This is a genomic window from Chitinophaga sp. CF418 (assembly GCF_900142925.1).
Classification (GTDB): Bacteria; Bacteroidota; Bacteroidia; order Chitinophagales; family Chitinophagaceae; genus Chitinophaga.
On sequence record NZ_FRCN01000008.1, the window covers coordinates 195,534 to 217,746 of the forward strand.

Sequence of the window (22,213 nt, forward strand, 5' to 3'; positions counted from 1 at the left end):
AAAATTAGAAATTATAATCCCGTCGCTACGGTTTTCAGACCTCTTTCCTTTATCAGCTGCTCTCTTACTTTGAATTGCCTGTAAAAGGCAACGGGCTGTAAAACACCTCCTGCCTGCAGGCGTGCCTGGGCTACCAGGGAACGGACATCTGTGCGGTAAGCATATTGCAGTATCTCCTGAGCAGCCACTGCATCATTGTTCTGCTGAGCGGCCTGCAGCGCCTTGGTATCTACCAGCAAAGCCTGTGCATAGGCAATCATAATTGCCTCCACAGATTGCAACAGGTCTTCTAACGGGTCCTTTACATTATGAGAAGCATCTATCATCCACCCCAGATCATTAGCGTGATTCATACCACGGGCATCCATGCCTTCCACCAGTTCATTAAAAATAAGAAACAGCTGATAGGGATTGATACTACCTACAGTGAGATCATCATCCCCGTATTTGGAATCATTGAAATGAAATCCCGCCAGTTTACCCTCCATTAACAGCAATGCCACGATCTGCTCGATGTTGGCATTAGGCAGATGATGCCCCAGGTCAACCAGGGTATAAGCCTTCGGCCCCAGTTTATTGGCAAAAAGCAATGACTGTCCCCAGTCGCCTATAGTGGTTGAATAGAAATTAGGTTCATACGCCTTGTACTCAATGTAAAGTTTCCAGGCATCAGGCAGGGCGGCATATACTTCCTGCAAGCTATCCAGCGTGCGTTTGAAAGCGCCTCTGAAGTTCAGCTGGCCCGGAAAGCAGGAGCCATCCGCCAGCCAGAGGCTAAGTGCGTCAGAACCCAGCTCCACGCCGTATTTGATCACCTCAATATTGTGCTCTATGGCCAGTTTCCGGACGCCTTTATCAGTATGATGCAGGGAACCGAATTTGTAGCTCAGCGCCTGATCGGGTTGGTCCTGGAAAGTATTGGAATTCACAGCATCAAAACGGATATCATGTTGTGCCGCCAGCGCCTTTATGTTAGCGGTATTCTCAGGAATATCCCAGGGGATATGCAGGGAGATGGCGCCACTGCTCCTGTTCAGCGCATGCAGGAGGCCTATGTCAGTGATCTTTTCCTCCAGGTTACGAGGCTCCCCTCCCCCGGAAAAACGGCCAAAACGGGTACCACCTGTCCCTAAAGCCCAGCTGGGAATGGCTACCTGGAAGTCCTGTAATTTCTGCAGAATATCTTCTACATGCGGGATCGTGCCTGCTATATATTCAAAGCTGCGCTCATGCGCCTGCCTATGGGAATCATTGAATTCAGCTATCTGGAATTTCTCAATATTCATAACAGGAAATTTGGGTCGTTAGTAAATTAGGAAAAGTTTTTCGTTACCGGCACACTGTCAACACATGCCGGCCTGGCCATGGCCAGGAGCATGTGTTGACTCAATGTAACTGGTATTTAACTGATGAAAGAATTTATCTATAAAAGTCAGGACAACACTCATCTATGTTGGTCAAATGACCGTTGGCATTTAACCGATGTACTTATCTCACAAAGGCAGCAGCAACACCTCCATCAACATTGATCACGTTACCGGTCGACTTGCTCAGCAATCCTCCCGTAACCGCAAAACACGCATTAGCAATGTCTTCCGGCAGGATCACCTGGTTCAGTAAGGTGCGTTTTGCATAATAAGCAGGCAGTTCTTCCACTGTAACGCCATAAGCCTTAGCACGGCCCGCAGCCCAGTCGCCCTCCCATATTTTGCTGTCAGCAATTACAGCATCCGGGTTTATGACATTTACACGAATGCCGTCTTTACCCAGTTCTGCCGCATTCAGACGGCTCAGGTGTAATTGTGCTGCCTTAGCAGAGCCATAACCTGCATTGTTCGGACCACTCATGAGGGCATTCTTGCTCACGATATTGATCACATCACCTCCCAGGTCCTGCTTGCGCATCACTTCCACACCCTGCTGAGTTACCAGGAACTGCCCTTTCACCAACACATCATACAACAAGTCCCAGTCTTTTTCTGTATGCGCCTCCAGTGGCTTGGAAATAGAAAGACCCGCGCAGTTGATCACCATATCCACACCTCCGAAAGCCAGGCTGGCCACATCATATGCTTCTTTTATGTCACTACTTTTTGTAACATCCAGGATAGCAGTTGCGAAAACGTCCTGACCATACTGTTTTGAGAATTCTTCCTTTGCTGACTGCAGACGGCTGGCATCATTATCATTGATGACCACACAAGCGCCTTCATCAGCAAATTTCTTTGCGATCGCTTTTCCGATACCTCCAGCGCTCCCCGTGATCAGTGCAATACGGCCGGATAATGCCTTCGGCTTAGGCATACGTTGCAGTTTTGCCTCTTCCAACAGCCAGTATTCTATATCAAAAGCCTCCTGACGCGGCAAAGCGGTATATTCAGAAATGGCCTCAGCGCCTTTCATCACATTGATAGCATTGGTATAGAACTCTGCAGCTACCCTGGCAGTCTGTTTATCCTTTGAGAAAGTGAACATACCAACACCAGGATACAATATCACCACCGGGTTGGGATCACGTAAAGCAGGACTGTTCGGATGACGGCAGTTATTGTAATAGTCAGTATACATCTGCCTGTAGGCCGCAAATAAAGGCTCCAATTGCTGTTTTACCGCAGCTGCATCATCCAGTGCAGCCTGGGGATCGAGCGGCAAAACCAGCGGACTTATCTTCGTGCGCAGGAAGTGGTCCGGACAACTGGTTCCCAGTGGCGCCAGTCTGTCAAGATCTTTGGAGTTGATGAACTCAAGCACCCGCGGATCATCTGTAAAATGCCCTACCATGCGGGTATGTGCAGAACACAATCCACGCAATACCGGCGCCAGTGCAGCCGCCTGCTTTCTGCGTACTTCGGGAGCCGCGGAAGTGATGCGTGCTCCACCGAAAACCGGTCCTTTCTTTCCATAATGCTCTTCAAGGTAAGCTGCACAACGCTCAATTACTTCCAGCGTATTCATATAGCTTTCATAAGCAGTATCGCCCCAGGTGAACAACCCATGAGAGCCAAGCATTATGCCTCTGATACCCGGATTATCACGCAGGCATTGTCTTAGTTGCAAACCAAGATCAAACCCCGGCCGCTGCCAAGGTACCCAGCCGATGGTACCACCAAAGAGCTCTTTTGTAATGCGCTCACCATCCTTCGCAGCAGCAATAGCAATGGCCGCATCAGGATGTAAATGGTCTATATGTTTGAATGGCAGGAAACCATGCAGTGGCGTATCAATAGAAGGAGCTTTGGAACTAAGGTCAAAAATGCAGTGATTGAAAAGTTCCACCATCTCATCTTCCTGTTCAATACCTTTGTAGATATTCTCCAGGCTGTGCAGTCGCTCCACATATAATGCCGCCAGACCGCTACGTTTCAATGTGCCCAGATCACCACCTGAACCTTTTACCCACATTACTTCCGTTTGTTTACCCGTCAGCGGATCTTTTGCCATCACCTTACAGGATGTGTTACCACCACCATAATTAGTGAGCCGTAGATCGGCGCCCAGCAGGTTAGAACGGTAGATCAGCAATGCTACCTCGTCGCCCGCCAATGCAGCGGCTTTCTGCTCGTCCCAGAGATAACTTACATGTTTGAAATTTGTTAAGGAAGAAACCGACATATGTTCTTTTTTAAATTTTTATAATGTTACAGGCACGGCACTATCACCAAGGCACCGATTCTATCCTAAAAAGAATTGCCGTAGCCGACCAATAGCACAGACGCCATAATCGTTGCTACACCAAGTATGATCGTCAGGAATGTTCGCCTACTTACTCCTTTCCATTCCCTCAACGTGATACCCCACAGACTTGAAATCATGATAATAAAGGCCATATGCAATATCCAGGAACTGGCCCCGTTACCCAGCTTACTCTCGCCCATACCATAGAAGAAGAACTGGAAGAACCAGGTGGTACCAGCTAAAGCAGCAAAGAAGTAATTGCCCGCCAGGGGTGTTTCTTTATTGACATAATCACCGAATGTTTTGTTCCGGATATTCAGCAACAAACACCAGAGCAGGTTGGTGGTAAGGCCACCCCAGAGTAATACGACGAAGATCACATTGTTCTGAAACAAGGGATTACTGCCCTGCTCCACTGCAATAGCGGCCATAGGCTTTCCTGCCTCTATACCAAAATTGAAGCAGGCACTCAGGATACCTGAGACTGTCGCTACTATCAGTCCTTTTTTCAGGTCGAATTCCTGTATACTTTGTTTCTTCTGATCTTCTGATAATTCACGTTCCTTCATCACACCCGCGGCCCCACAAATCGCGATACCCAACAGACAGACTACAACGCCACTAAGGACTAATAATCCCCCGGGGCTCTTTAGCATGGCTGAAAATGTATGTGTCGTATCGGAAGTGAACAGATCCCTGTAGATGGGAGGAATAAGAGAACCGAAGGCGGAGGTATATCCCAATGCTACTGACATCCCCAGCGACATTCCCAGGTAGCGCATGGCCAACCCGAACGTAAGGCCGCCAATACCCCACAATACACCCATAAAATATGTCCAGAAGATAGTAGCGCTATCTGTTTTACTGATGATGCTCAGGAAATCAGGCACCGTGATCCAGGCTGCAAGGAATGGTACTATTAACCAGGAAAAAAAGCCGCCCACTATCCAATAACTTTCCCAGGCCCAGTTCTTTACTTTTTTGAAAGGGATATAAAAACTGCCGGAAGCAAAGCCTCCTACGAAATGAAAAAAGATGCCTAAAATAGCTTGCATAATTGTGGAATTGTGTGTTAAATCGTGGAATCTTTCAAATTTAAATAAAGGCAGCGGGGCAACTGTCCTACACATTCCTATTGGGGCTAAAATTAAGAAAGGCTGACCTTACGTGAAGGCCAGCCTTATTCTCTCTGCATAAATATGTTAATATCAGTATGTTACTTTCACATCAGCAACAATATAGTCTGTCGTTATTGCCTTCACCTTAATGATACCTTTCTTGGCAAAACCATTCTGGAAGAATATTACCAGCGGCATATCGGATGAAGCAAAGCTTTCATTATCCGTAGTAATGGTCAGCTTTTTAAGAGTAGAGGCGTGGGTGATAGTATCGAAAGAATTAATGTTAAAGGTATCTGCAGGCACCAGGTTACGCACCAGCGTAGTCAGGGTACCGGGGATCTTCAGATCAAAACTTTCATCATTAGGGCTGGTAAAAAACATAGAGAAGGATCCAAAATTATTGAATGCCACATCTATATATTTACCCAGCGTATCAGGAATATCGCCATCTACGTATACTTTCCCTTTAAAAGAGGAGAAAACGCGACCATAGCTTTCATTTGCCGGCGTTAAGGAAAACTTCAGGTCTGTGAATGTAACGACGCTATCTGTTTTGTTGCCACCGGATCCGGATCCAGGTGTATTAGTGGTATCACCGGGATTGTTTGTTCCACCGCCAATACCTGCCTCTTTGGAGCAGGCAGTATAAGTCAGTGCTATGACTGCTATCAGCAGGAAGTATTTTCTCATAGGATAGGATCAGTTATTTCCAGCAAAAATATAAAAAAATATAATCAAGTGTATGCCGTAAAATAACTGTAACGCTAACACCCTGTTTTTCCGTTATTTCCGCAATTATACCCTGATACGATCACAGCTTTCTGACAGACAACACTTCGCAGTAATGTATCAATCAATAATTTATGAGATATGCTAAGGTACTGGTGTCAGTTATAGTTCCCTGAAAGACACATTTCCCGCCAGGTTGCCAATGAATGATTCATGAGATGTGCTAAGGTTCTATGCTGTCATAGTTTCCTGAAAGGCAACGCTTCCCGGTAACCTGTCAATCAATCATTTATAAGACCGGACACTACCTCGTGTGAATCAGCGTTTTCCGACGGGCACACTCCATAGTAAAATATCAATCAATAATCTATGAGATATTACGAGGCTCCAAATGGAATATCTCAGCCAGTAATTCATATGAGCGGAAACGGTCTTCTGCATGTTCTGCCATGGTAGCAGCAACAATCTCATCCACATCATAGTCATCCGCCAGTTTCAGCATACGCTGTTTCACCTGTTCAGGAGTCCCGGCAATCATACGGCCCCTGTTAGCCATTACACGTTGCCATTCCATATCTGAATATTCGTAATCCCGCACTTCTTCGTAGGAAGGAAATTCATCAAACTTTCCTTTCTCAAAACTTAACAGGCGGTAATCCATCATGGCCTGCAGTTCATCAGCCTTTTCCTGTGTATCAGCACAGAATACGAAGATCCCTACACTGGCGGCAGGTTCCTTCAGGAACTGGGAAGCTTTGAATTTTTCACGGTAGGTCTTTACGGCCTGTGGACCGCCCACTGGATAAATAAAATGTGCGAAAGATAATGCCCAGCCCTGACGTGCCGCCAGCAAGCCACTTTCTCCGCTGGAAGTCAGCATCCAAAGTTCAGGTGCGGTATCTATCTTAGGTATAGCCATCACTTTCTCATGTATAGTGCCGGTCTCCCTCGAATCGGACAGATAACCTTCCAGGTCATTGACCTGCTGTACAAAATCTCCTGGTTCAAAGGTATTGGACGGGTTCAACACATGAGCGGTCAGGCGATCGCCTCCAGGTGCCCGGCCTATACCCAGATCAATGCGTCCCGGATATAGCGCCTCCAGCAGTCGGAAGTTCTCAGCCACCTTCAGGGTGCTGTGATTAGGTAACATCACACCGCCTGATCCCAGGCGTATATGTTTGGTGACAGCTGCCAGGCGCGCAATTAATATTTCAGGTGATGCTCCCGCAAGTGAGCGGGTATTATGATGTTCTGAAAGCCAATATCGGGTGAAGCCCAGGCGGTCAGCCAGCTGCGCCAGCTTAACGCTTTCCTGTAGTGCCTCTACGGCGTTGCTGCCTCTGCGGATGGGGGACTGATCTAATACGCTGATTCTTAATTTCCTGTCGGCCATGAGTAATCCTTTTTAGAATGTTCGTTCCAAAATTACAAAAGAATTACGAAACTATCAGTATTCCGGCTTTTTCTTATTCCATTCCCTGCCACCCAGCTGTCTGTCCAATTCACATTTCTCCCAATTCAGTTTCCGGCCTTCTTTACTCCGTCCTCTTCCCCGGTAACAAAACTGCCCTATCTGACTTCCACTCAAAGTTTCCTCCGATTCAGTTCCTCGTCTCCCTTACTCCATTGTCTTCCGGTAATACGCCTGTACTGCCCTGATCTCCGCCCAGCTCACACTTTCTCCCAATCTCGCTTTGATAGGCGCTGAAGCTGTAGCGCCCAGCTCTTTCACCACTGGTAATATGGCGGCAATTTTCTTTTCATCCATAAAGCGGTTAAGCTGTAATTCATCGTTCGCCACACAATCTGCCAGGTGGCTCTCAACGGTGCTCACAGCCAAACCACGTTCCGCGGCAATCTCCTGCAACGTTTTACCAGCGAGGAATAACTCCAGTGTTCCTCTCCGGCTATCACCTGCCTCCCTGGTCTTTTTCACAGGCTTTTCCTTAGTCTTTTCTTCTTCCGCAGGCCTCCGTAAGGTTTCATAATCAGGTAATCCCTCATTAAACCTTACATTACCATAACTGGCATCCGCAAAGAGTTGTAAGCGGCTCCACAGAAAATGTTCCAGCCCTGACAACTGCAATACATATTTCTTTATCTTGGAAATATCTTTTACAATATCTCTTTCCCGTCGCACAGGTTGTATGAAGGATTCATATATCTCGTTGGTAAAATAGGCTACAGCTTTACCGACACGCTCGCTCAAAACAACAGTATTACCCGTTTGCAGCACTTCTTTCAGCAAGGGATCAAGTTGTTGCCTGAATTTCAATCCTACTTCGTGCAACTGAGCCGCCCGTTGCTGTAGGTTCCGGCTTAGGGTTACCGCACTTTCCATCCCAACCATCTTTTTATCACGCAACCATGCAGCATGTAAATGTAACTCGGCCAGGATCTTTTCAGCACTGAACAATTTCAACAACTGTTCTGCCCAGAACACCATCTTCTCCCCTTCCAGCAGCATTTCCAGTTCATCCTCCTTATGAAAGCGGGAAGAGAATGCCAGGACCTGTTCATCCGTACGGATCGCCCCCGGATGAATCCGCGAGTGTAACACCAATCCTTCCAGGGATGTACAACGGCTCAATGCCACATACACCTGGCCCGGTGCAAATGCGTTCCCTGCATCAATAATTGCCTTTTCAAAAGTAAGCCCCTGACTCTTATGTATAGTAATAGCCCATGCCAGACGGATAGGGTATTGTGTGAAACTGCCCATTTCTTCTTCATCGACAGTTCCTTCCAATTTATTCCAGGAATAGCGGATATTCCGCCAGGTTTCTTTCTCCAGCGCCAGCGTCTCCCCGCTGTTGGCAAGTGTCACGATGATCTTGCCGTCAGACATGATCTCCTTGACGGTAGCCAGTTTCCCGTTAAAATAACGACGGGGCTCTGCCACATCATTTTTGATGAACATCACCTGTGCTCCCCGTTTGATACGCAGGTCCATATCTGTCGGGAGTGCTTTGTCACTGAAATCACCCTTGATCTCCCCCGTGAATGTATGGATCCCTCCCGGCATGGCAGCCAGGCGGGCATTGTTGATTTCATCTGCCCGGCGGTTGTGAGTAGTAAGTACAATATACTGATCGCCTTCGCCGGTAAAATGCGGCAGGTAGCGTTGATTCAGGGTCTCCAGGTCGTCCCAGTCCAGTGTGCTGTTACGTACGCCATTCAGCAGGCTAATGAATGTCGCTTCATTTTGCCGGTAGATCTTGTTCAGCTCTATGAACAACGGTGGTGCCTGTTGCATCACTCTTGCATGAAAGAAGAACACACTTTCGTAACAGTCTTTCAGCAGCTGCCATTGTTCATCCGGCATAACTGGTGGCAGCTGGAAAAGATCCCCTATATACAATACCTGTACACCACCGAAAGGCAATAAAGGCTGGTTACGGAAATGCCGGAGAATAGCATCAATCGCGTCCAGTGTATCTGCACGTACCATGCTTACCTCGTCGATGATCAGCAGTTCCATTTCACGCAGCAGCTCTTTCTTATCGTGATTAAAGCGGATATTCCGGAACAGGGCATGTGCATCCGTTACACCGTTATCTACACCAAAAAGATGCGCTCCCGATGGCACATAAGGACCAAAAGGAAGCTGGAAAAACGAATGCATGGTCACTCCGCCTGCATTGATGGCAGCAACACCCGTCGGCGCCACCACAACGGTGTTCTTGGCTGTATGTTGTCTTATATATTTCAGGAAAGTGGTTTTTCCTGTACCGGCTTTACCGGTCAGGAAGATATGGCGGTTGGTATGATTAATATAGTCTGCCGCCAGATGAAACATCCTGTTGTTACTATCCGGTTGTGACATCTGAAAAATGTAAGATTAAAAAATGCAAACATCGAAATTAGATAAAAATCAGCATTATTTGCTGATCGTTACACTCCATTCCGGCCCGCTTTTCACATGATGGGCAGTAGCGAAATCGCCCATATTTACTGCAAATGACAGATTGAGTAGACTATTCAGGTAGGCCAGTTCCTTTCCTTCGGGAACAGCGGCAAATGTGTTAACAAATGGCATGACTCCACTGTATACCTGTTCACTTCCTTTGTAAATGTTTACCTTCAGCAAATCGCCCGGTTGTATATGCAGCTTACCAAAAGTCTCCTGATCGATATTCGTCCAGATATTACCATATTGCACGTCCAGTACCGGAATATTCCCCTTTACGGTATTATTGGCAAATACCGGCGCCTGAAAAGCTATCGTCACCACGGAATCAGCCAATTTGGGCCCTACCTGCTGGAATGTGATCTTGCCGGCAGCCAGTTTACCCGCAGTATAAGCATAGACATCCCTGCCGTGGAAAGTATAAGATGCGCCGGAATTCTTCCTCCGGTTCACCGCTTCATTGATCTCTCTGATCTCCTCGATACCCATTTGCCTTGCCACAAGGGTAAGCGTGCCATTGTCGGGCGTTACAAAATAATGCCCCGTTTTTGTTTTCAGGACCACTGATTTCCGGTCAGAGCCTACACCAGGGTCTACTACAGAGACGAACACGGTACCCGCCGGCCAGTAAGGAGCCGTTTGCTGCAGGCGGTAAGCGGCCTCCCAGATGTTATATGCAGGTATTTCGTGCGTCAGATCGAACATCGGTATATTGGAAGACAAGCTATATACTACGCCTTTCATTTCAGCTACCGCTCCGTCTTTTAGTCCGAAGTCCGTTTGAAAAACCAATGCATGCCGCCGCTGTGCAAAAGCGGAAAAGCAGATGAAGATCAAACAATGGAAAAGGAATGTATGTTTCATCTATGCAAATTAGCAAATTCTTCCACAATATCTGCTGAGTATGCCTGTTCAAATTTGTACGGTATTTGAAAGAATGTCTCTGAGTATCTCTTATTATTTAACCACCAATACTTAAGCACATGAACGGTTATCATTTTTATAAGGATTGTATTGACAATTGTTTGCGCTGCGCCGCTGTTTGTAATCATTGTGCATCCGCCTGCACACAGGAGAAAGATGTCACTATGATGGCCCGCTGTATCAGGTTGGATATGGAATGCGCGGCCACCTGTTATGCGACAGCGCAATTAATGAGTATGGGAAGCAGCTATGCAATACAGCTATGTTCCGTCTGCGTCGATATCTGTGAGGCCTGTGCAGCTGAATGTGGTAAACACAGCAACAATGAACACTGCCGGGAATGTGCGGAGATCTGTAAACAATGTGCTGATGCCTGCAGAAAAATGCTTGTGTCTTAATGAACATTCTTGCTGATATTGAAGAATTTGCCCGGCAGGCCCATGGAGACCAGCAACGGAAATTTGTGGATGAGCCTTATATCCAGCATCCTATCAGGGTCATGCAGTTATGCAGGGAATATACCATGAACCTCACGGTATTATCAGCTGCCTTGCTACACGATGTATTGGAAGATACCACTGTAACAAAAGATAAACTCTTCAACTATCTGCAGGATGTTATGAAACAGGAAGACGCTCAAAAGACGCTGGCTCTCACCGTAGAGTTAACCGACGTCTACGTTAAAAGGAATTATCCCAAATGGAACAGACGAAAACGTAAATATGCCGAAGCGGTCAGAATGAGTAAAGTAAGCGCCGCTGCACAAACCATTAAGTATGCTGATATCATTGACAACAGTCTTGATATCAGCAATTCCTCTTCTGACTTTAAACCCACGTTTCTGCATGAATGCCGGACCTTGCTGGAGGTGATGGATAAAGGCAATCCTGAACTCCGGAAAAGAGCCATCGCGACGGTCAATAGCTTTCTGGAAAAATGAAACGAAAGGCATCAATGATAGTTCCCTGCCAGGCAATTATAAAAGTCGTACCTAAATACGAGGTGCATGATATACATGTCCGGCGTTCCCTTATTCATATCGCAACGCTTCTATAGGATCCAGGCGGGAGGCTTTTTGCGCCGGATAATATCCGAAGAAGACACCTGTCAGCGCACATACCATAAAAGACAAGACAATAGAAGACTCCGACACCAGTGTAGGCCAGTTCAGGAAATAGGTAATAAGCTTTGCTGAGGTAATTCCCAGCACCACCCCTATCAGCCCGCCGGTAATACTGATCATAATTGCCTCTATCAGGAACTGCATCAGTATATCAATACCCCTTGCTCCGATGGACATACGCAGTCCAATTTCCCGTGTACGTTCTGTAACAGATACATACATGATATTCATGATACCGATTCCTCCGATAATAAGCGAAATACCGGCAATAGCCGTCAGTAGTATTGTCAGCAGATTACTGGTGGAACTCAATGTATTGATCAGTTCCGCCATTGTCCTTACCTGGAAGTCATTTTCATCAGCATCCCTCAGGCGGTGGGTTTTCCGCAGGATGGTTTCAATTTCCTTCGTGGCGGCATCTGTAGCAGCTTCGCTTACTGCAGAAACGTAGAGTGTACGGAAATAAATGGTGGCCAGAATACGCTTCTGTACCGTAGTGTAAGGCGCCAGGATCACATCATCCTGGTCCTGGCCGAAGGAACTCTGCCCCTTCGCTGCCAGTACTCCTATCACCTGGAAAGGAATATTATTAAAACGGATGATCTTCCCTACCGGGCTCTCTCCATTGGGAAAGAGGTTGCTGACTACTGTCTGCCCCAACAGACACACCTTGGCGGAAGCCCTTACATCCTCGTCTGTAAAGGCAATGCCATCCTGTAAGGTCCACTTCCGGATATCCAGATAAGCGGGGCTCACCCCCTGTATACTGGTGGGCCAGTTAAACGCGCCGCTGATAGACTGGCCTGTGGAGGTAGCTGCCGGTGAGATAGCGCTGATATTAAGTGCTTGCTTCTGTATAGCCTTTACATCTTCAATGGTCAAGGTTTGCACACTGGCCCCTTCCAATCTGGCACCTCCGGTCACGTTACTCGCAGGCAGGATAGTGATCATGTTGGACCCCATACTGGAAAGCTGCGACTGGATACTCTCCTTGGAACCCTGCCCGATAGCCACCATGGCAATAACTGCTGCTACCCCGATGATGATACCCAGCATGGTGAGAAAAGCCCTCAGTTTATTCCGCTGTAAGGCTTTCAATGCAATCCGTATGAGGTTCAGAATATTCATAATCAATAATCATCTGCCGGCGGTAATGAGGCCAGCGCTTCTTTTGCCGAACGTATATTTTCATTGACAGTATCCTTTACCACCTTTCCATCACGCAACATCACCGTACGGCCGCTGAAGGCTGCTATATCCGGCTCGTGGGTAACGAATACGATCGTTTTTCCCTGTTCTCTATTCAACTCCTGCATCAGCGCCATGATCTCGTAAGAAGTACGTGTATCCAGGTTACCGGTCGCTTCATCTGCCAGTATCATCACTGGTTCATTAACCAGGGCGCGGGCAATGGCCACACGTTGTTGCTGCCCCCCTGATAGCTGGTTGGGCATATGGTCTAGCCTGTCTCCCAGCTTCACTGCATCCAGCGAGTGTTTAGCTTTCTGCCTGCGTTGTTGATGAGTGATCTCCATATTATACAGCAAGGGCAGCTCCACGTTCTCCAGGGCAGAAGTACGGGGTAACAGGTTATAGGCCTGGAATACAAAACCGATCTTCCTGTTACGTAAACGCGCCAACTCATTACGGGACAACTGTCCTATATTGGCCCCATCCAGCAGATAGCTTCCGTCCGTAGGTTTATCCAGGCACCCCAATATGTTCAGCAGGGTTGTCTTACCAGAGCCACTGCTACCCATAATGGTGACAAATTCACCTGCCGACACGTCAAAGGAAACACCCTTCAGGGCACGTACTATCTCTGTGCCCATACGGAATTCCCGTTTGATGTTCTGTATTTCGAGGATCTTTTTGCTCATCTTCTTCTTCTTTGCGGCATGAAAGGACTGGCCTGCCCGCCACTACCCGCAGCCTTCTTGTCAGTTACTTCCTGCATTCCTGTTATTACATCTTCATCCGGAGACAGACCTGATAATACTTCTGCCCGGGTATTGTCATTCAGGCCGATCTCCACTTTTTTCTGCAGCAGTGTATCCCCTCTTTTCACCCATACATAGTTCAAGGCCTCCGCCATTTTCCCCTTATCAGGGTTCATGCGCCTGGTAGTATCCCTGCCGCCACCGGTGACGGGCATTGCCCTTTTATGACGTTCTGCAGCCGGCGGTGCTATAGCGATGAGTATAAATTTCTTCGACAATGCTGAATCAGGCCTGAACATCAGCGCTTTCGCGGGAATGAGCATCACATGGTTCTTTTCAGCAGTGTAAATGGTGACGGTTGCGGTCATGCCCGGCTTTAGCTTCATATCCTCATTAGATGCACTGATCATTGTGGTATATGTCACCACGTTGGCCGACACTGAAGGTTTCAAACGGATCTCCTGCACCTTTCCCGCAAATTCCTGATCCAGGTATGCATCCACCGTAAATGACACCCGTTGGCTGTCCTGTACATTTCCTATATCTGCTTCATCCACGTTTGCCTGTACCTGCATTTTGGTAATATCCTTCGCCAGCACAAAAAATGTAGGAGTATTGAAACTGGCTGCCACAGTTTGCCCTACGCTGACGCTTCTGTTCAGTACAACACCATCTATAGGAGAATAGATATCTGCAAAAAACAGGTTCCGCTGAGCCGTCTTCAGCGATGCCTGTGCGCTTTCAACGCTGGCAACTGCAGCCTTATTCAGGTAGTTCGCATTATCATAATCAGCCCTGCTGATAGCGCCAACCTTATAAAGCTGTTCCTGCCGCCTGAACTGGGCTTCCTGGTACACCTGCTGACTTTGTGCATTTGCCAGCAGTCCTTTGTTACGGTCCACCTCTGCCTGTAGCAAGACCTTATCCAATTCCGCCAGCAATTCTCCTTTTTTTACTTTTGAATTGAAATCTGCATAAATGTATTTCAGTATTCCGGAGACCTGTGTACCTACCGCCACAGTATCCACGGGTTGTACCGTACCCGTTGCTGTTACACTGGTGGAAATATGCCCATAAACGGGCTTCTCTGTGCTGATCACCACAGGATTATCCCTCTTATGTAAAAAGAAGTACCAGACTGCCACCAGTGCCAATAGCACCAATATTATTATTACAATCTTCCTGTTCATCCTTTGTTATTTTTATACTATAATTTAACAGGTACTCCCCTGTAGAAATCATATATCCTCACGTATAAAGCCGCGCTGTATTTAGCCTGGATGTATGCCTGCATGGACTGTACATAGAGGTTCTTCTGCTGTAATACTTCAACGGTATTGGCGGCGCCGATCTTTAACTGTTCATTTGCAATACGGTAACTTTCCTGCGTAAAACGAAGCTGTTCTACGGCCGCATCATACTGCCCTTGCGCATTCAGCACATTAATATATGCCCGTTCTACTTCCTGTGAGAGATTGATGCGGGTATTCTGTAATGTCAGTTCCGCCTGTTCCACACCGATCTTTGCTTTTTCTTCATTTACACGGTTAGCCCTGCGACTGAAAATAGGAACAGATAAGGTCAGCCCTACCTGCTGATAAAAATTATTGTCCATCTGCTTCAGGAAGCTATTATAGTCCCCCTGTGCATAACTGGTGCCTATCCCCGCGCCAGCCGTTAGTGCAGGCAGATAGCCGGCCCTCGCCTTCCTCACATCCAATTCAGCCACCTGTACTCCCAGCTCACTGCTTTTCACTTCCGGACGGGTAGCCAATGCTGTTTTCTCTGCTTCCAGCAATGGAGTGAGCAGGGCATAGCCCATTAAAGTATCCGGTTCCACAATTTCAAAATGTGCCTCCGTGGGCAATTGCAACAACTGTTTTAATACCAGCACATTTTGCCGGTGGGTATTCTGCGCCGTTACCAATGTATATTTATCATTGGCCAGCTGGGCCTGTAATTGTATAAGGTCTTTCAATGCTACTGAACCAACATTGTAAAATTGCTGCTGTTGCTGTACCTGGGCTTCTGATGTAGCCACTACATCCTTTACATATACGATATTCTCTTTAGCCAGCAGAATGTTCAGGTATGCCTGGGTGATCTGAAGTGTTATATCATTCTCCGCTGTGGCCAGGTCCAGGCCTGCCGCCTTTACCAGCAGGTCTTTCTGCTGGATATCGTTCCTCAGGTAACCGCCATTATATAATGTCACGGAGGAATTAAGTGAAGTGTTTCCCGATACCCTGAGGCGCGACCGGAAGTTGCCGGTAGTAGTATCTCTTTCTTTAGCATTTGTTAAAGAAGGTGAAACATTCCCTGCAAGATTGGGCAGTACAGCCGATTTTGATAACAGCAGGTCCTGTTCACTACTAAGACGGCTTAGCCGGTAACTGTTGAGGGTAACATTATTGGCCTTTGCATAGTCCAGGCAGGCCTGCAAGTCCCACTTCACAGGCAATTGCCCGGGTAGAGCTGTAGTATCCTGTGCATGTAAGGGAATTATCCTCAACATGAGTATCAAAAAAAGAAACCGATGTATGAATCTGTTGACCATATACTTACTTTTCTGGTAACCCGGCCACTGATAAAGACTAAAAAGTATGCCATAGCAGGCATAGCAGGATTAAAGATGCCTTAAAATCCACCGATGGTTATTTCTGCCCGATGATCAGGCATAAAAACAAAAGCATTATAAATAATCGGAATAGCATAAACTTTCCGGGTGTTACAAACCTCAATAATATGTAAGTAGAAGACTGTCCTGGATATTCAATACTTTATTGGAATTAACTACACCCTGTAACCTCGTATGCTTTACCCTTTACCCTTTCTCTCTTTTTCCCCCTTTTCTCTCTTTATATCTGCCGAATCTATTACTGGCAGTACCACTTTTCCAATCAGATCATTTTTTGCCCTTTCAGATAGCAGTCCTCTTGTAGTATTGTAAGAGATATTAATCAGAAAATCTTCCAGATCCTTATCAACATCTGATTGCTTCTTTCCTACCCTGACCTTTTCCCATTCATTCATGGCCGAAAACACGGTTACGGTTTCGATATAACCTATTGGTATTATATGCGAACTTCCGGAAACCTTCACATACACTTCCGCTTTCATTACAACAGCAATGTTTTTCTGTGCGGCATTCACGCTTACAGCTGCCAATACTCTCATTTCCCCACTATAAGTTTTCTTTTCTTCCAGCGGGTTATAAGCCTTATACGTTCTTATTTCAAGGGTTTCAATCGCGATGTTGTATCTGGGCATATCCGACAAATACTAGTTCCTGTTTAAATTAAGTGGCACTGTTGCCTTCCTGTCTCCAATCTCCTTATATAATGACCATTGCTGCGAACTATCAGATGATCCAACAGCAGGCTTCAGCGACCTTATAGCGATCACTGTGGCATCTGCATTCGCCAGACGGCCCTTTGCCGGCTTTACCACACGGTCTTTAGGTATGTAAATTAACTTTGCCCCCAACGCCATGTTGATCTTGGCGATGGTTTCAAAAGTAAAATTGTGGGTGCCGCGCATCCACTTGCTGATTTCGGATTCTGACTTGCCAAGAGCCTGCGCCAGCTCTTTATGGCTCATTCCTTTTTCTTCTAGGATGGCATGGATACGGTCTGCCACATCAAGACTCATGGCGGCTCTTTCCATACCATACGCTGGTAATGCGTTTAACGCATCTTCAAAAATCTTACTCATAACAATCTCCTATTTTAAAATGTAAATTTCCTTCAAGTTGCCTGTTAACTATTCTAAGCTCTCCCTCCATCATCCTTTCTGTAATATGCCGGCTTAATGCATTCATGAATTCAAAATGAAACAGGCAATCCTCACTTTGCTGCACTTTCTGCGTTGTCTTCACACCGCCATTCCCCAATATTACAATACCGGTATTAACCCTGCTGCAATAAAGCCTCACATTCCCAGACCTGTACGGCGGAGGTAATGCTTCTGCTGCTTTTTCATGTCTGAAATAATGTTCTTCTGCGCCCGTACACTTTCCCATATGTTTTACTACAAACATGATATTCTCATAATCATCTTTATAGGCAGGGCTGCTATTGAATCTGGTTACAAACTTTTCTACTTCACAAAGATCATCTCCCTCAATATGGAATGAATAATATGTGATCTTATTCATCCTCATTATCCGCTTTAACTTGCCCTTATAACACTTCACTTTAAAGTTAAGTTGAAGTTAACAAATAACGTTGGGTCTATTCAAAAAAAACCAACATTTTTTTCCCGTAACTCTTTGAAGGCATAAAATTATGACCTGAAAGAAACCGCTTTACGCTTTGCATTCGTAAAGAAGATTTAATTCTAATGTTATCAAAAGTGACTGCCAGAACTGGCTTAAAGTGGGGATAAGATCAACAACCAATAAAACTTACACCAAGGTACATCTTCTTTTCAGGTCTCCAAATTTTTTTTCCACCTTCAACAAAAAAAAACGCATACACGAAAATGTATGCGTTCTTGCTGATCTGAATAGATCCTTACCTGTAAGGTATTGTAATAACATTTAAAGAATTTCCTGCTACCAGCACATCCACATTACTCTTGCCACCTTTCAGCTGTTGTTCTACCGGCTTTACTGCTGAGGGATTATCCAGCGTATTGAAATCACCTTTATTTTTTGCTGTCAGCACCTGTTGCAGGGCCGCATCTTTAGTAGTAACAGCGCCATCCAGCGCCAGCTTATAATTCACTGCTTTACCAGAAGCATTTACAATCTTCAGCAGTATCTTATGTGTCTGCTGGTCAATCGTGGCACTGGCATAAACACTGTCCTGCCCCGTCAGAGGCTGATCATTCAATGTAGCAGGGATCGTATGTGTGCCTTTGTTATTTGCAAAAAGCTGTTGTACATAATAATTAGGCGTACCCACTGAGCGCAGGTTATCAAACCATATCAGGTCAGGGCGCCATTGCCAGGCTTCCACATGCGCCAACAGAGGCGCATAAGAGCACATCTGTACTACATCCGCATTCCTTTCCAGGCCAGTCATAAAAGCCGCTTCAGCCAACGCGCTTTCCCATGTATTACGTGTCTCCCCATTTTCGCTGTCATTTTCCTTTGCCACCCTTATATGAGCGGCATACTCGCCTGCGAAGATCTTGGGCCCGTTCCTGTCATATTTATCATAACGGGTGGTATTCTTCAGGAACCATTCCGGCGGCATATAGTAGTGCTCATCTACAAGGTCTGCTTTCGATGTCCGTAACTTTGACCACAGGTATTCAAACTGCTTTCCTCCGGAAAAAGGGCCAACACTGGATACCAGTTTTATTTCAGGATGTTTTGTTTTCAGTTCCTGCTCAAAACGCTGATACCTGGCTACATACTGACTGTCCCATTGCTCGTTTCCTACACCGATCATCTGAAGATTAAAGGGCTTAGGATGCCCCATTTCTGCCCTTAACTGTCCCCACCTGGTATCAGTGCCGCCATTGGCAAATTCGATGAGATCAAGCGCATCCTGTATATATGTAGCAACATCTTCATCTGCAGCTATCTCACCCGTATTAAACTGACAGGCCATGCCACAATTGAGAATAGGCAGCGGCGATGCTCCTATATCTTCGGAGAGCAGAAAATATTCATAAAAGCCCAGGCCATAACTCTGGAAGTAGTCGCCCGGTGCACGGTAGGCAAATTCAGTATTCCAGCGATTGACGATCAGGGTGCGGTCTTCCACTTTTCCCACAGTCTTTTTCCATTGATAGCGGTTGGCCAGATCACGCCCTTCAACAATACATCCGCCGGGAAAACGTACAAACCCCGGATGCAGATCTGCCAGCTTCTGTACAAGATCATTCCTTAATCCGCCGGGACGCTGTTTCCAGGTATCCTCAGGAAATAATGAGATCATATCGATATCCAGGCTGCCATTGCCGGAAAACTGCAACTGTAATCCACCTTTGGCAACTGTACGCGATGCCGTTACTGAGGCTGTATACTTCTTCCATTCCTTCCCCGTTGATGGAACGGCAACTTCTCCAATATGCTCTCCTTTCTCATCCAGCAATGCAAGTTTTATTACGGGACTGCCTGTGGTGTTGCCAGCCCAGAAAGAAAGATCATAACGCAGGTCCTTTTTAAGACCCATCCCCCTGAATCCTTCATTAAACAAGCCGTAAGTGCTATCGCCGGCCTGCACTGTTACATGTGCATACCGTGGATTAGCTGCGTGTTCATTTCCGCGGTTGACGATCAGTATCCTGCCCGCGCCCGCTTTTCCCGTCTCCTTCCAGCCCATCAGTGGGTCCGTGAATTCAAAAGAGCGATTCTTTACCAGCTCTGCATAGATTCCTCCATCAGCTGAAAAATTAATATCCTCAAAAAAGATCCCCCACATAGTAGGCTGTACTGCTGCCTGTGGTTTGTTCACTTTCAACGTAATTGTCTGCGCAGAAGATATGCCTCCCGTCAGCGACAGCAATCCTGCTGCAATAAGATTTACTATTGTTCTCATAAAGGGAATTGACACAACAATATACATCCAAAAATCAATATCCAAAACATTTACAGATACTTTTTGTGTTAAAGTGACATTTAATCATCAACAGCAGGAAATGTACAAAATTCATTATTTAATATACCCTCAACTAACAAATGCAGCGTTTGCACATAAAGATCAGTTGAACAGTAGCACAATATTTATCTTATATCATTCGCCCAGCGCAACAGCATGCGCTCATTCATTATTCTTCATGTGACAATCGAAATGTGAAAGCGTATACCCGGAATTGTTACCCGCGGTCTACAAGTTGCCATCGCGCGCTCCTTACTCTTCTCAGTAAGGTTTAATCATTTCTCAAAAACTACTCAAAAAAGAAAAAGTTCACAATACAATGAAAATCAATTATTTAAAAAGAAATAAAATCGTTTTAACATTTCCTTAGAGTATTCTCGCAAGGTTTTCGCAGAATCGTATCCAACCATCTTTTATTGAGATCTTTTATTTTTTAACCAGTTAAAATTGAAAAACCATGAAAAAGCAATTATTGAGATTTGGCCTCATGGCTGGCCTGGGAGCATTCGCACTGACGCAGACTAATGCAGTAAACGCAATGACAACTAAAGCGGACACCGCAAATTTTGCCTTGGACACTGCAAGTTTCGTCAGAGATACGGCAAACTTTGCTCCAGACACCGCTAATTTCGCAATGGATACAGCCAACTTCGCAATGGACACGGCTAATTTCAAAGCAGACACCGCCAATTTCTCACTGGACACAGCTGCTTTTACAAGAGACACTGCTAACTTCAAATCTGACACAGCAGCCTTTGTAAGAGACACAGCTGCCTTCGGCAAGGACACTGCCAGCTTCAGCTATGCAAAAGACACTGCATTCTTCAAAGACACAGCCAACTTTGCTTTCAAAGCAGATACTGTAGCTTTTAAAGGTGCAGACACTGCCGCTGTTAAAGCTGACACGGCTACCATGAAGGACACAGCCAGTTTCGTAGCGAGACTGGATACTGCCACCGCAGTAACTGACACTGCCGCTGCAAAAAGCGACACAGCAGTAGCAAAGAAAGATACTGCTGCCAAAACTCCGGTTGACACTTCCGCAGCACGGAAGTCAAAAGCGGTGAAAGTGAACAAAAAGTAATTACAGGTCTAAAATGAAAAGAGGCCGTCTCAACACATGAGGCGGTCTTTTTCATTTTACAGATATTCCTGATACCTGCCAGCTTCCTGCTATAATGCCTGTCCAACATGGCCGATATTATCTCCGTTACCGGCGAAATAAGGAGCATAAATAAGCAATAGATCCATTTCATGTTGATTGATTTTGAGGGTTTGTTAATTCATCCGCCACACCTTAACCTGACGCACACTGCAATGTTAGGAAAGAATCCCACACGGTTTTAAACAATGTATACGAAAGCCTCTTATCTCAGCATAAGAGCCTTTAATCGCGTAATAAAGGCTGTTTATGCAACCTGACGTACTTTGAACATCGCCGTTCAGAACAGGTTCAGATGAGCATATGAGTTGGATCTTCCTCCGTCCTTCTTCCGTTTTTTAACAGAGGAAAAACGGAGGAAGAACGGAGGAAGATCCTGGTCATATGCAAGTTTGATGAACGACAGTACCAATAAAAACGAAAAAGCCGCCTCAACAACTTGAGACGGCTTTATATAATAAAAAATTCTAATCGACTAGAAGTTGTAACCAGCTTTCAGGCCAAAGAAACCACGGTTATCGTTCTTAAACCACACTTCGTATTTTGCTTCCACATCCAGTCCAAGGAAACGAATACCCAGGCCCGGAGCGAAAATAGCCGCAGTACCTTTGTAATTGTCTCCATCCCCACCTACAAAAGTGGCAGTACCACCTTCAGCTTTCACGTACAGAAGAGGAAAGCCGAATTTGTACTTCAGACCAACCCTCACCGGTAACGCTTTCAGGGATTCTGCCTTCGCAGAAAGCTCAGCGCCACCTCCGCTAAGGTAGGTGTAGGTTTTACCCGGAAAATACATGAAACCAGCGGAACCGGTCACGCCAAATCCTGCAATCAGCTTGATGTCGGCATTCAGGCCTCCACCAAAACCCGTGTTATGAGTGTCCTTAAAATCCCCAACCGGGGTACCGGCTTCAACATACGGACCAATGCTGAATCCTTTCAATTGAGCTTTGGCTGTATTGCCAAACATGCAGGTGGCGGCAATAAACAAGCCTGCGGTGTACAAGGTCTTTAACATAGAGGATATTTTAAAATTTCCACAAATGTAAGTAATTCACATTAAATCAAACGA

At 46.1% G+C, this 22,213-nt stretch carries 19 protein-coding genes; 3 read left to right on the plus strand and 16 right to left on the minus strand.

What is annotated here, in order from left to right:
• Window positions 1–11: 11 nt before the first annotated feature.
• The 7 genes from F3I09_RS18730 to F3I09_RS18760 form a co-directional block, all read right to left on the minus strand.
• A complete protein-coding gene (locus tag F3I09_RS18730) occupies window positions 12–1,286 on the minus strand; it encodes a TIM barrel protein (protein ID WP_149696567.1) in 1,275 nt (424 codons plus the stop codon).
• Between the two features lie 202 nt (window positions 1,287–1,488).
• Window positions 1,489–3,612 (minus strand): bifunctional aldolase/short-chain dehydrogenase, encoded by a 2,124-nt coding sequence (locus F3I09_RS18735; RefSeq protein WP_149696568.1) that lies wholly within the window; start codon window positions 3,610–3,612, stop codon window positions 1,489–1,491.
• Window positions 3,613–3,677: 65 nt separating this feature from the next.
• Window positions 3,678–4,730 (minus strand): L-rhamnose/proton symporter RhaT, encoded by a 1,053-nt coding sequence (gene rhaT, locus F3I09_RS18740; protein ID WP_149696569.1) that lies wholly within the window; start codon window positions 4,728–4,730, stop codon window positions 3,678–3,680.
• 153 nt (window positions 4,731–4,883) lie between these two features.
• A complete protein-coding gene (locus F3I09_RS18745; RefSeq protein ID WP_149696570.1) occupies window positions 4,884–5,486 on the minus strand; it encodes a hypothetical protein in 603 nt (200 codons plus the stop codon).
• A gap of 406 nt (window positions 5,487–5,892) precedes the next feature.
• Entirely contained in the window at window positions 5,893–6,921 is a 1,029-nt protein-coding gene (locus tag F3I09_RS18750) for an LLM class flavin-dependent oxidoreductase (RefSeq protein ID WP_149696571.1), read from the minus strand.
• 225 nt (window positions 6,922–7,146) lie between these two features.
• Window positions 7,147–9,354, minus strand: a complete 2,208-nt coding sequence (locus F3I09_RS18755) for a helix-turn-helix domain-containing protein (protein WP_149696572.1) — start codon at window positions 9,352–9,354, stop codon at window positions 7,147–7,149.
• 54 nt (window positions 9,355–9,408) lie between these two features.
• The gene (locus tag F3I09_RS18760) at window positions 9,409–10,302 is read right to left on the minus strand and encodes an S-adenosyl-l-methionine hydroxide adenosyltransferase family protein (RefSeq protein ID WP_149696573.1); all 894 of its coding nucleotides are present in this window, start codon (window positions 10,300–10,302) and stop codon (window positions 9,409–9,411) included.
• A gap of 296 nt (window positions 10,303–10,598) precedes the next feature.
• Between F3I09_RS18760 and F3I09_RS34445 the strand changes: the two genes are divergently transcribed.
• Window positions 10,599–10,760: a four-helix bundle copper-binding protein gene (locus tag F3I09_RS34445; protein ID WP_223233300.1), complete on the plus strand. Its 162-nt coding sequence runs from the start codon at window positions 10,599–10,601 to the stop codon at window positions 10,758–10,760.
• Window positions 10,760–11,302 carry an HD domain-containing protein gene (locus F3I09_RS18770; protein WP_149696575.1) on the plus strand — a complete coding sequence of 181 codons (543 nt, stop codon included), beginning with the start codon at window positions 10,760–10,762 and terminating at the stop codon, window positions 11,300–11,302. Before F3I09_RS34445 ends, F3I09_RS18770 begins: the two co-directional genes overlap by 1 nt.
• A 90-nt stretch (window positions 11,303–11,392) precedes the next feature.
• On the opposite strand, the gene F3I09_RS18775 is transcribed toward F3I09_RS18770, so the two are convergent.
• The 8 genes from F3I09_RS18775 to F3I09_RS18810 form a co-directional block, all read right to left on the minus strand.
• A complete protein-coding gene (locus F3I09_RS18775; protein WP_149696576.1) occupies window positions 11,393–12,613 on the minus strand; it encodes an ABC transporter permease in 1,221 nt (406 codons plus the stop codon).
• A 2-nt stretch (window positions 12,614–12,615) separates the two neighbouring features.
• Window positions 12,616–13,365, minus strand: coding sequence for an ABC transporter ATP-binding protein (locus tag F3I09_RS18780; protein WP_149696577.1), 750 nt, complete (start codon window positions 13,363–13,365; stop codon window positions 12,616–12,618).
• Window positions 13,362–14,615 carry an efflux RND transporter periplasmic adaptor subunit gene (locus F3I09_RS18785; RefSeq protein ID WP_149696578.1) on the minus strand — a complete coding sequence of 418 codons (1,254 nt, stop codon included), beginning with the start codon at window positions 14,613–14,615 and terminating at the stop codon, window positions 13,362–13,364. Before F3I09_RS18785 ends, F3I09_RS18780 begins: the two co-directional genes overlap by 4 nt.
• A 17-nt stretch (window positions 14,616–14,632) precedes the next feature.
• Window positions 14,633–15,940, minus strand: coding sequence for a TolC family protein (locus F3I09_RS18790; protein WP_223233292.1), 1,308 nt, complete (start codon window positions 15,938–15,940; stop codon window positions 14,633–14,635).
• 302 nt (window positions 15,941–16,242) lie between these two features.
• Window positions 16,243–16,695, minus strand: a complete 453-nt coding sequence (locus F3I09_RS18795) for a hypothetical protein (RefSeq protein ID WP_149696580.1) — start codon at window positions 16,693–16,695, stop codon at window positions 16,243–16,245.
• Between the two features lie 12 nt (window positions 16,696–16,707).
• Window positions 16,708–17,139 (minus strand): helix-turn-helix transcriptional regulator, encoded by a 432-nt coding sequence (locus F3I09_RS18800; protein WP_223233293.1) that lies wholly within the window; start codon window positions 17,137–17,139, stop codon window positions 16,708–16,710.
• Window positions 17,132–17,581 (minus strand): hypothetical protein, encoded by a 450-nt coding sequence (locus tag F3I09_RS18805; protein WP_149696581.1) that lies wholly within the window; start codon window positions 17,579–17,581, stop codon window positions 17,132–17,134. Before F3I09_RS18805 ends, F3I09_RS18800 begins: the two co-directional genes overlap by 8 nt.
• Before the next feature lie 358 nt (window positions 17,582–17,939).
• Window positions 17,940–19,919 carry an alpha-L-arabinofuranosidase C-terminal domain-containing protein gene (locus F3I09_RS18810; RefSeq protein WP_149696582.1) on the minus strand — a complete coding sequence of 660 codons (1,980 nt, stop codon included), beginning with the start codon at window positions 19,917–19,919 and terminating at the stop codon, window positions 17,940–17,942.
• 517 nt (window positions 19,920–20,436) lie between these two features.
• On the opposite strand from F3I09_RS18810, the gene F3I09_RS18815 reads away from it, so the two are divergent.
• Complete coding sequence (locus tag F3I09_RS18815) at window positions 20,437–21,063, plus strand: hypothetical protein (protein ID WP_149696583.1); 627 nt, start codon at window positions 20,437–20,439, stop codon at window positions 21,061–21,063.
• Between the two features lie 553 nt (window positions 21,064–21,616).
• On the opposite strand, the gene F3I09_RS18820 is transcribed toward F3I09_RS18815, so the two are convergent.
• A complete protein-coding gene (locus tag F3I09_RS18820) occupies window positions 21,617–22,159 on the minus strand; it encodes a hypothetical protein (protein WP_223233294.1) in 543 nt (180 codons plus the stop codon).
• Window positions 22,160–22,213: the final 54 nt, after the last annotated feature.

Excerpts from the sequence above, each read along its gene's own strand:
- F3I09_RS18730 (WP_149696567.1), bottom strand. The coding sequence starts at position 1,286 with ATGAATATTGAGAAATTCCAGATAGCTGAATTCAATGATTCCCATAGG.
- F3I09_RS18735 (WP_149696568.1), bottom strand. The coding sequence starts at position 3,612 with ATGTCGGTTTCTTCCTTAACAAATTTCAAACATGTAAGTTATCTCTGG.
- rhaT (WP_149696569.1), bottom strand. The coding sequence starts at position 4,730 with ATGCAAGCTATTTTAGGCATCTTTTTTCATTTCGTAGGAGGCTTTGCT.
- F3I09_RS18745 (WP_149696570.1), bottom strand. The coding sequence starts at position 5,486 with ATGAGAAAATACTTCCTGCTGATAGCAGTCATAGCACTGACTTATACT.
- F3I09_RS18750 (WP_149696571.1), bottom strand. The coding sequence starts at position 6,921 with ATGGCCGACAGGAAATTAAGAATCAGCGTATTAGATCAGTCCCCCATC.
- F3I09_RS18755 (WP_149696572.1), bottom strand. The coding sequence starts at position 9,354 with ATGTCACAACCGGATAGTAACAACAGGATGTTTCATCTGGCGGCAGAC.
- F3I09_RS18760 (WP_149696573.1), bottom strand. The coding sequence starts at position 10,302 with ATGAAACATACATTCCTTTTCCATTGTTTGATCTTCATCTGCTTTTCC.
- F3I09_RS34445 (WP_223233300.1), top strand. The coding sequence starts at position 10,599 with ATGGGAAGCAGCTATGCAATACAGCTATGTTCCGTCTGCGTCGATATC.
- F3I09_RS18770 (WP_149696575.1), top strand. The coding sequence starts at position 10,760 with ATGAACATTCTTGCTGATATTGAAGAATTTGCCCGGCAGGCCCATGGA.
- F3I09_RS18775 (WP_149696576.1), bottom strand. The coding sequence starts at position 12,613 with ATGAATATTCTGAACCTCATACGGATTGCATTGAAAGCCTTACAGCGG.
- F3I09_RS18780 (WP_149696577.1), bottom strand. The coding sequence starts at position 13,365 with ATGAGCAAAAAGATCCTCGAAATACAGAACATCAAACGGGAATTCCGT.
- F3I09_RS18785 (WP_149696578.1), bottom strand. The coding sequence starts at position 14,615 with ATGAACAGGAAGATTGTAATAATAATATTGGTGCTATTGGCACTGGTG.
- F3I09_RS18790 (WP_223233292.1), bottom strand. The coding sequence starts at position 15,940 with ATGTTGAGGATAATTCCCTTACATGCACAGGATACTACAGCTCTACCC.
- F3I09_RS18795 (WP_149696580.1), bottom strand. The coding sequence starts at position 16,695 with ATGCCCAGATACAACATCGCGATTGAAACCCTTGAAATAAGAACGTAT.
- F3I09_RS18800 (WP_223233293.1), bottom strand. The coding sequence starts at position 17,139 with ATGAGTAAGATTTTTGAAGATGCGTTAAACGCATTACCAGCGTATGGT.
- F3I09_RS18805 (WP_149696581.1), bottom strand. The coding sequence starts at position 17,581 with ATGAATAAGATCACATATTATTCATTCCATATTGAGGGAGATGATCTT.
- F3I09_RS18810 (WP_149696582.1), bottom strand. The coding sequence starts at position 19,919 with ATGAGAACAATAGTAAATCTTATTGCAGCAGGATTGCTGTCGCTGACG.
- F3I09_RS18815 (WP_149696583.1), top strand. The coding sequence starts at position 20,437 with ATGAAAAAGCAATTATTGAGATTTGGCCTCATGGCTGGCCTGGGAGCA.
- F3I09_RS18820 (WP_223233294.1), bottom strand. The coding sequence starts at position 22,159 with ATGTTAAAGACCTTGTACACCGCAGGCTTGTTTATTGCCGCCACCTGC.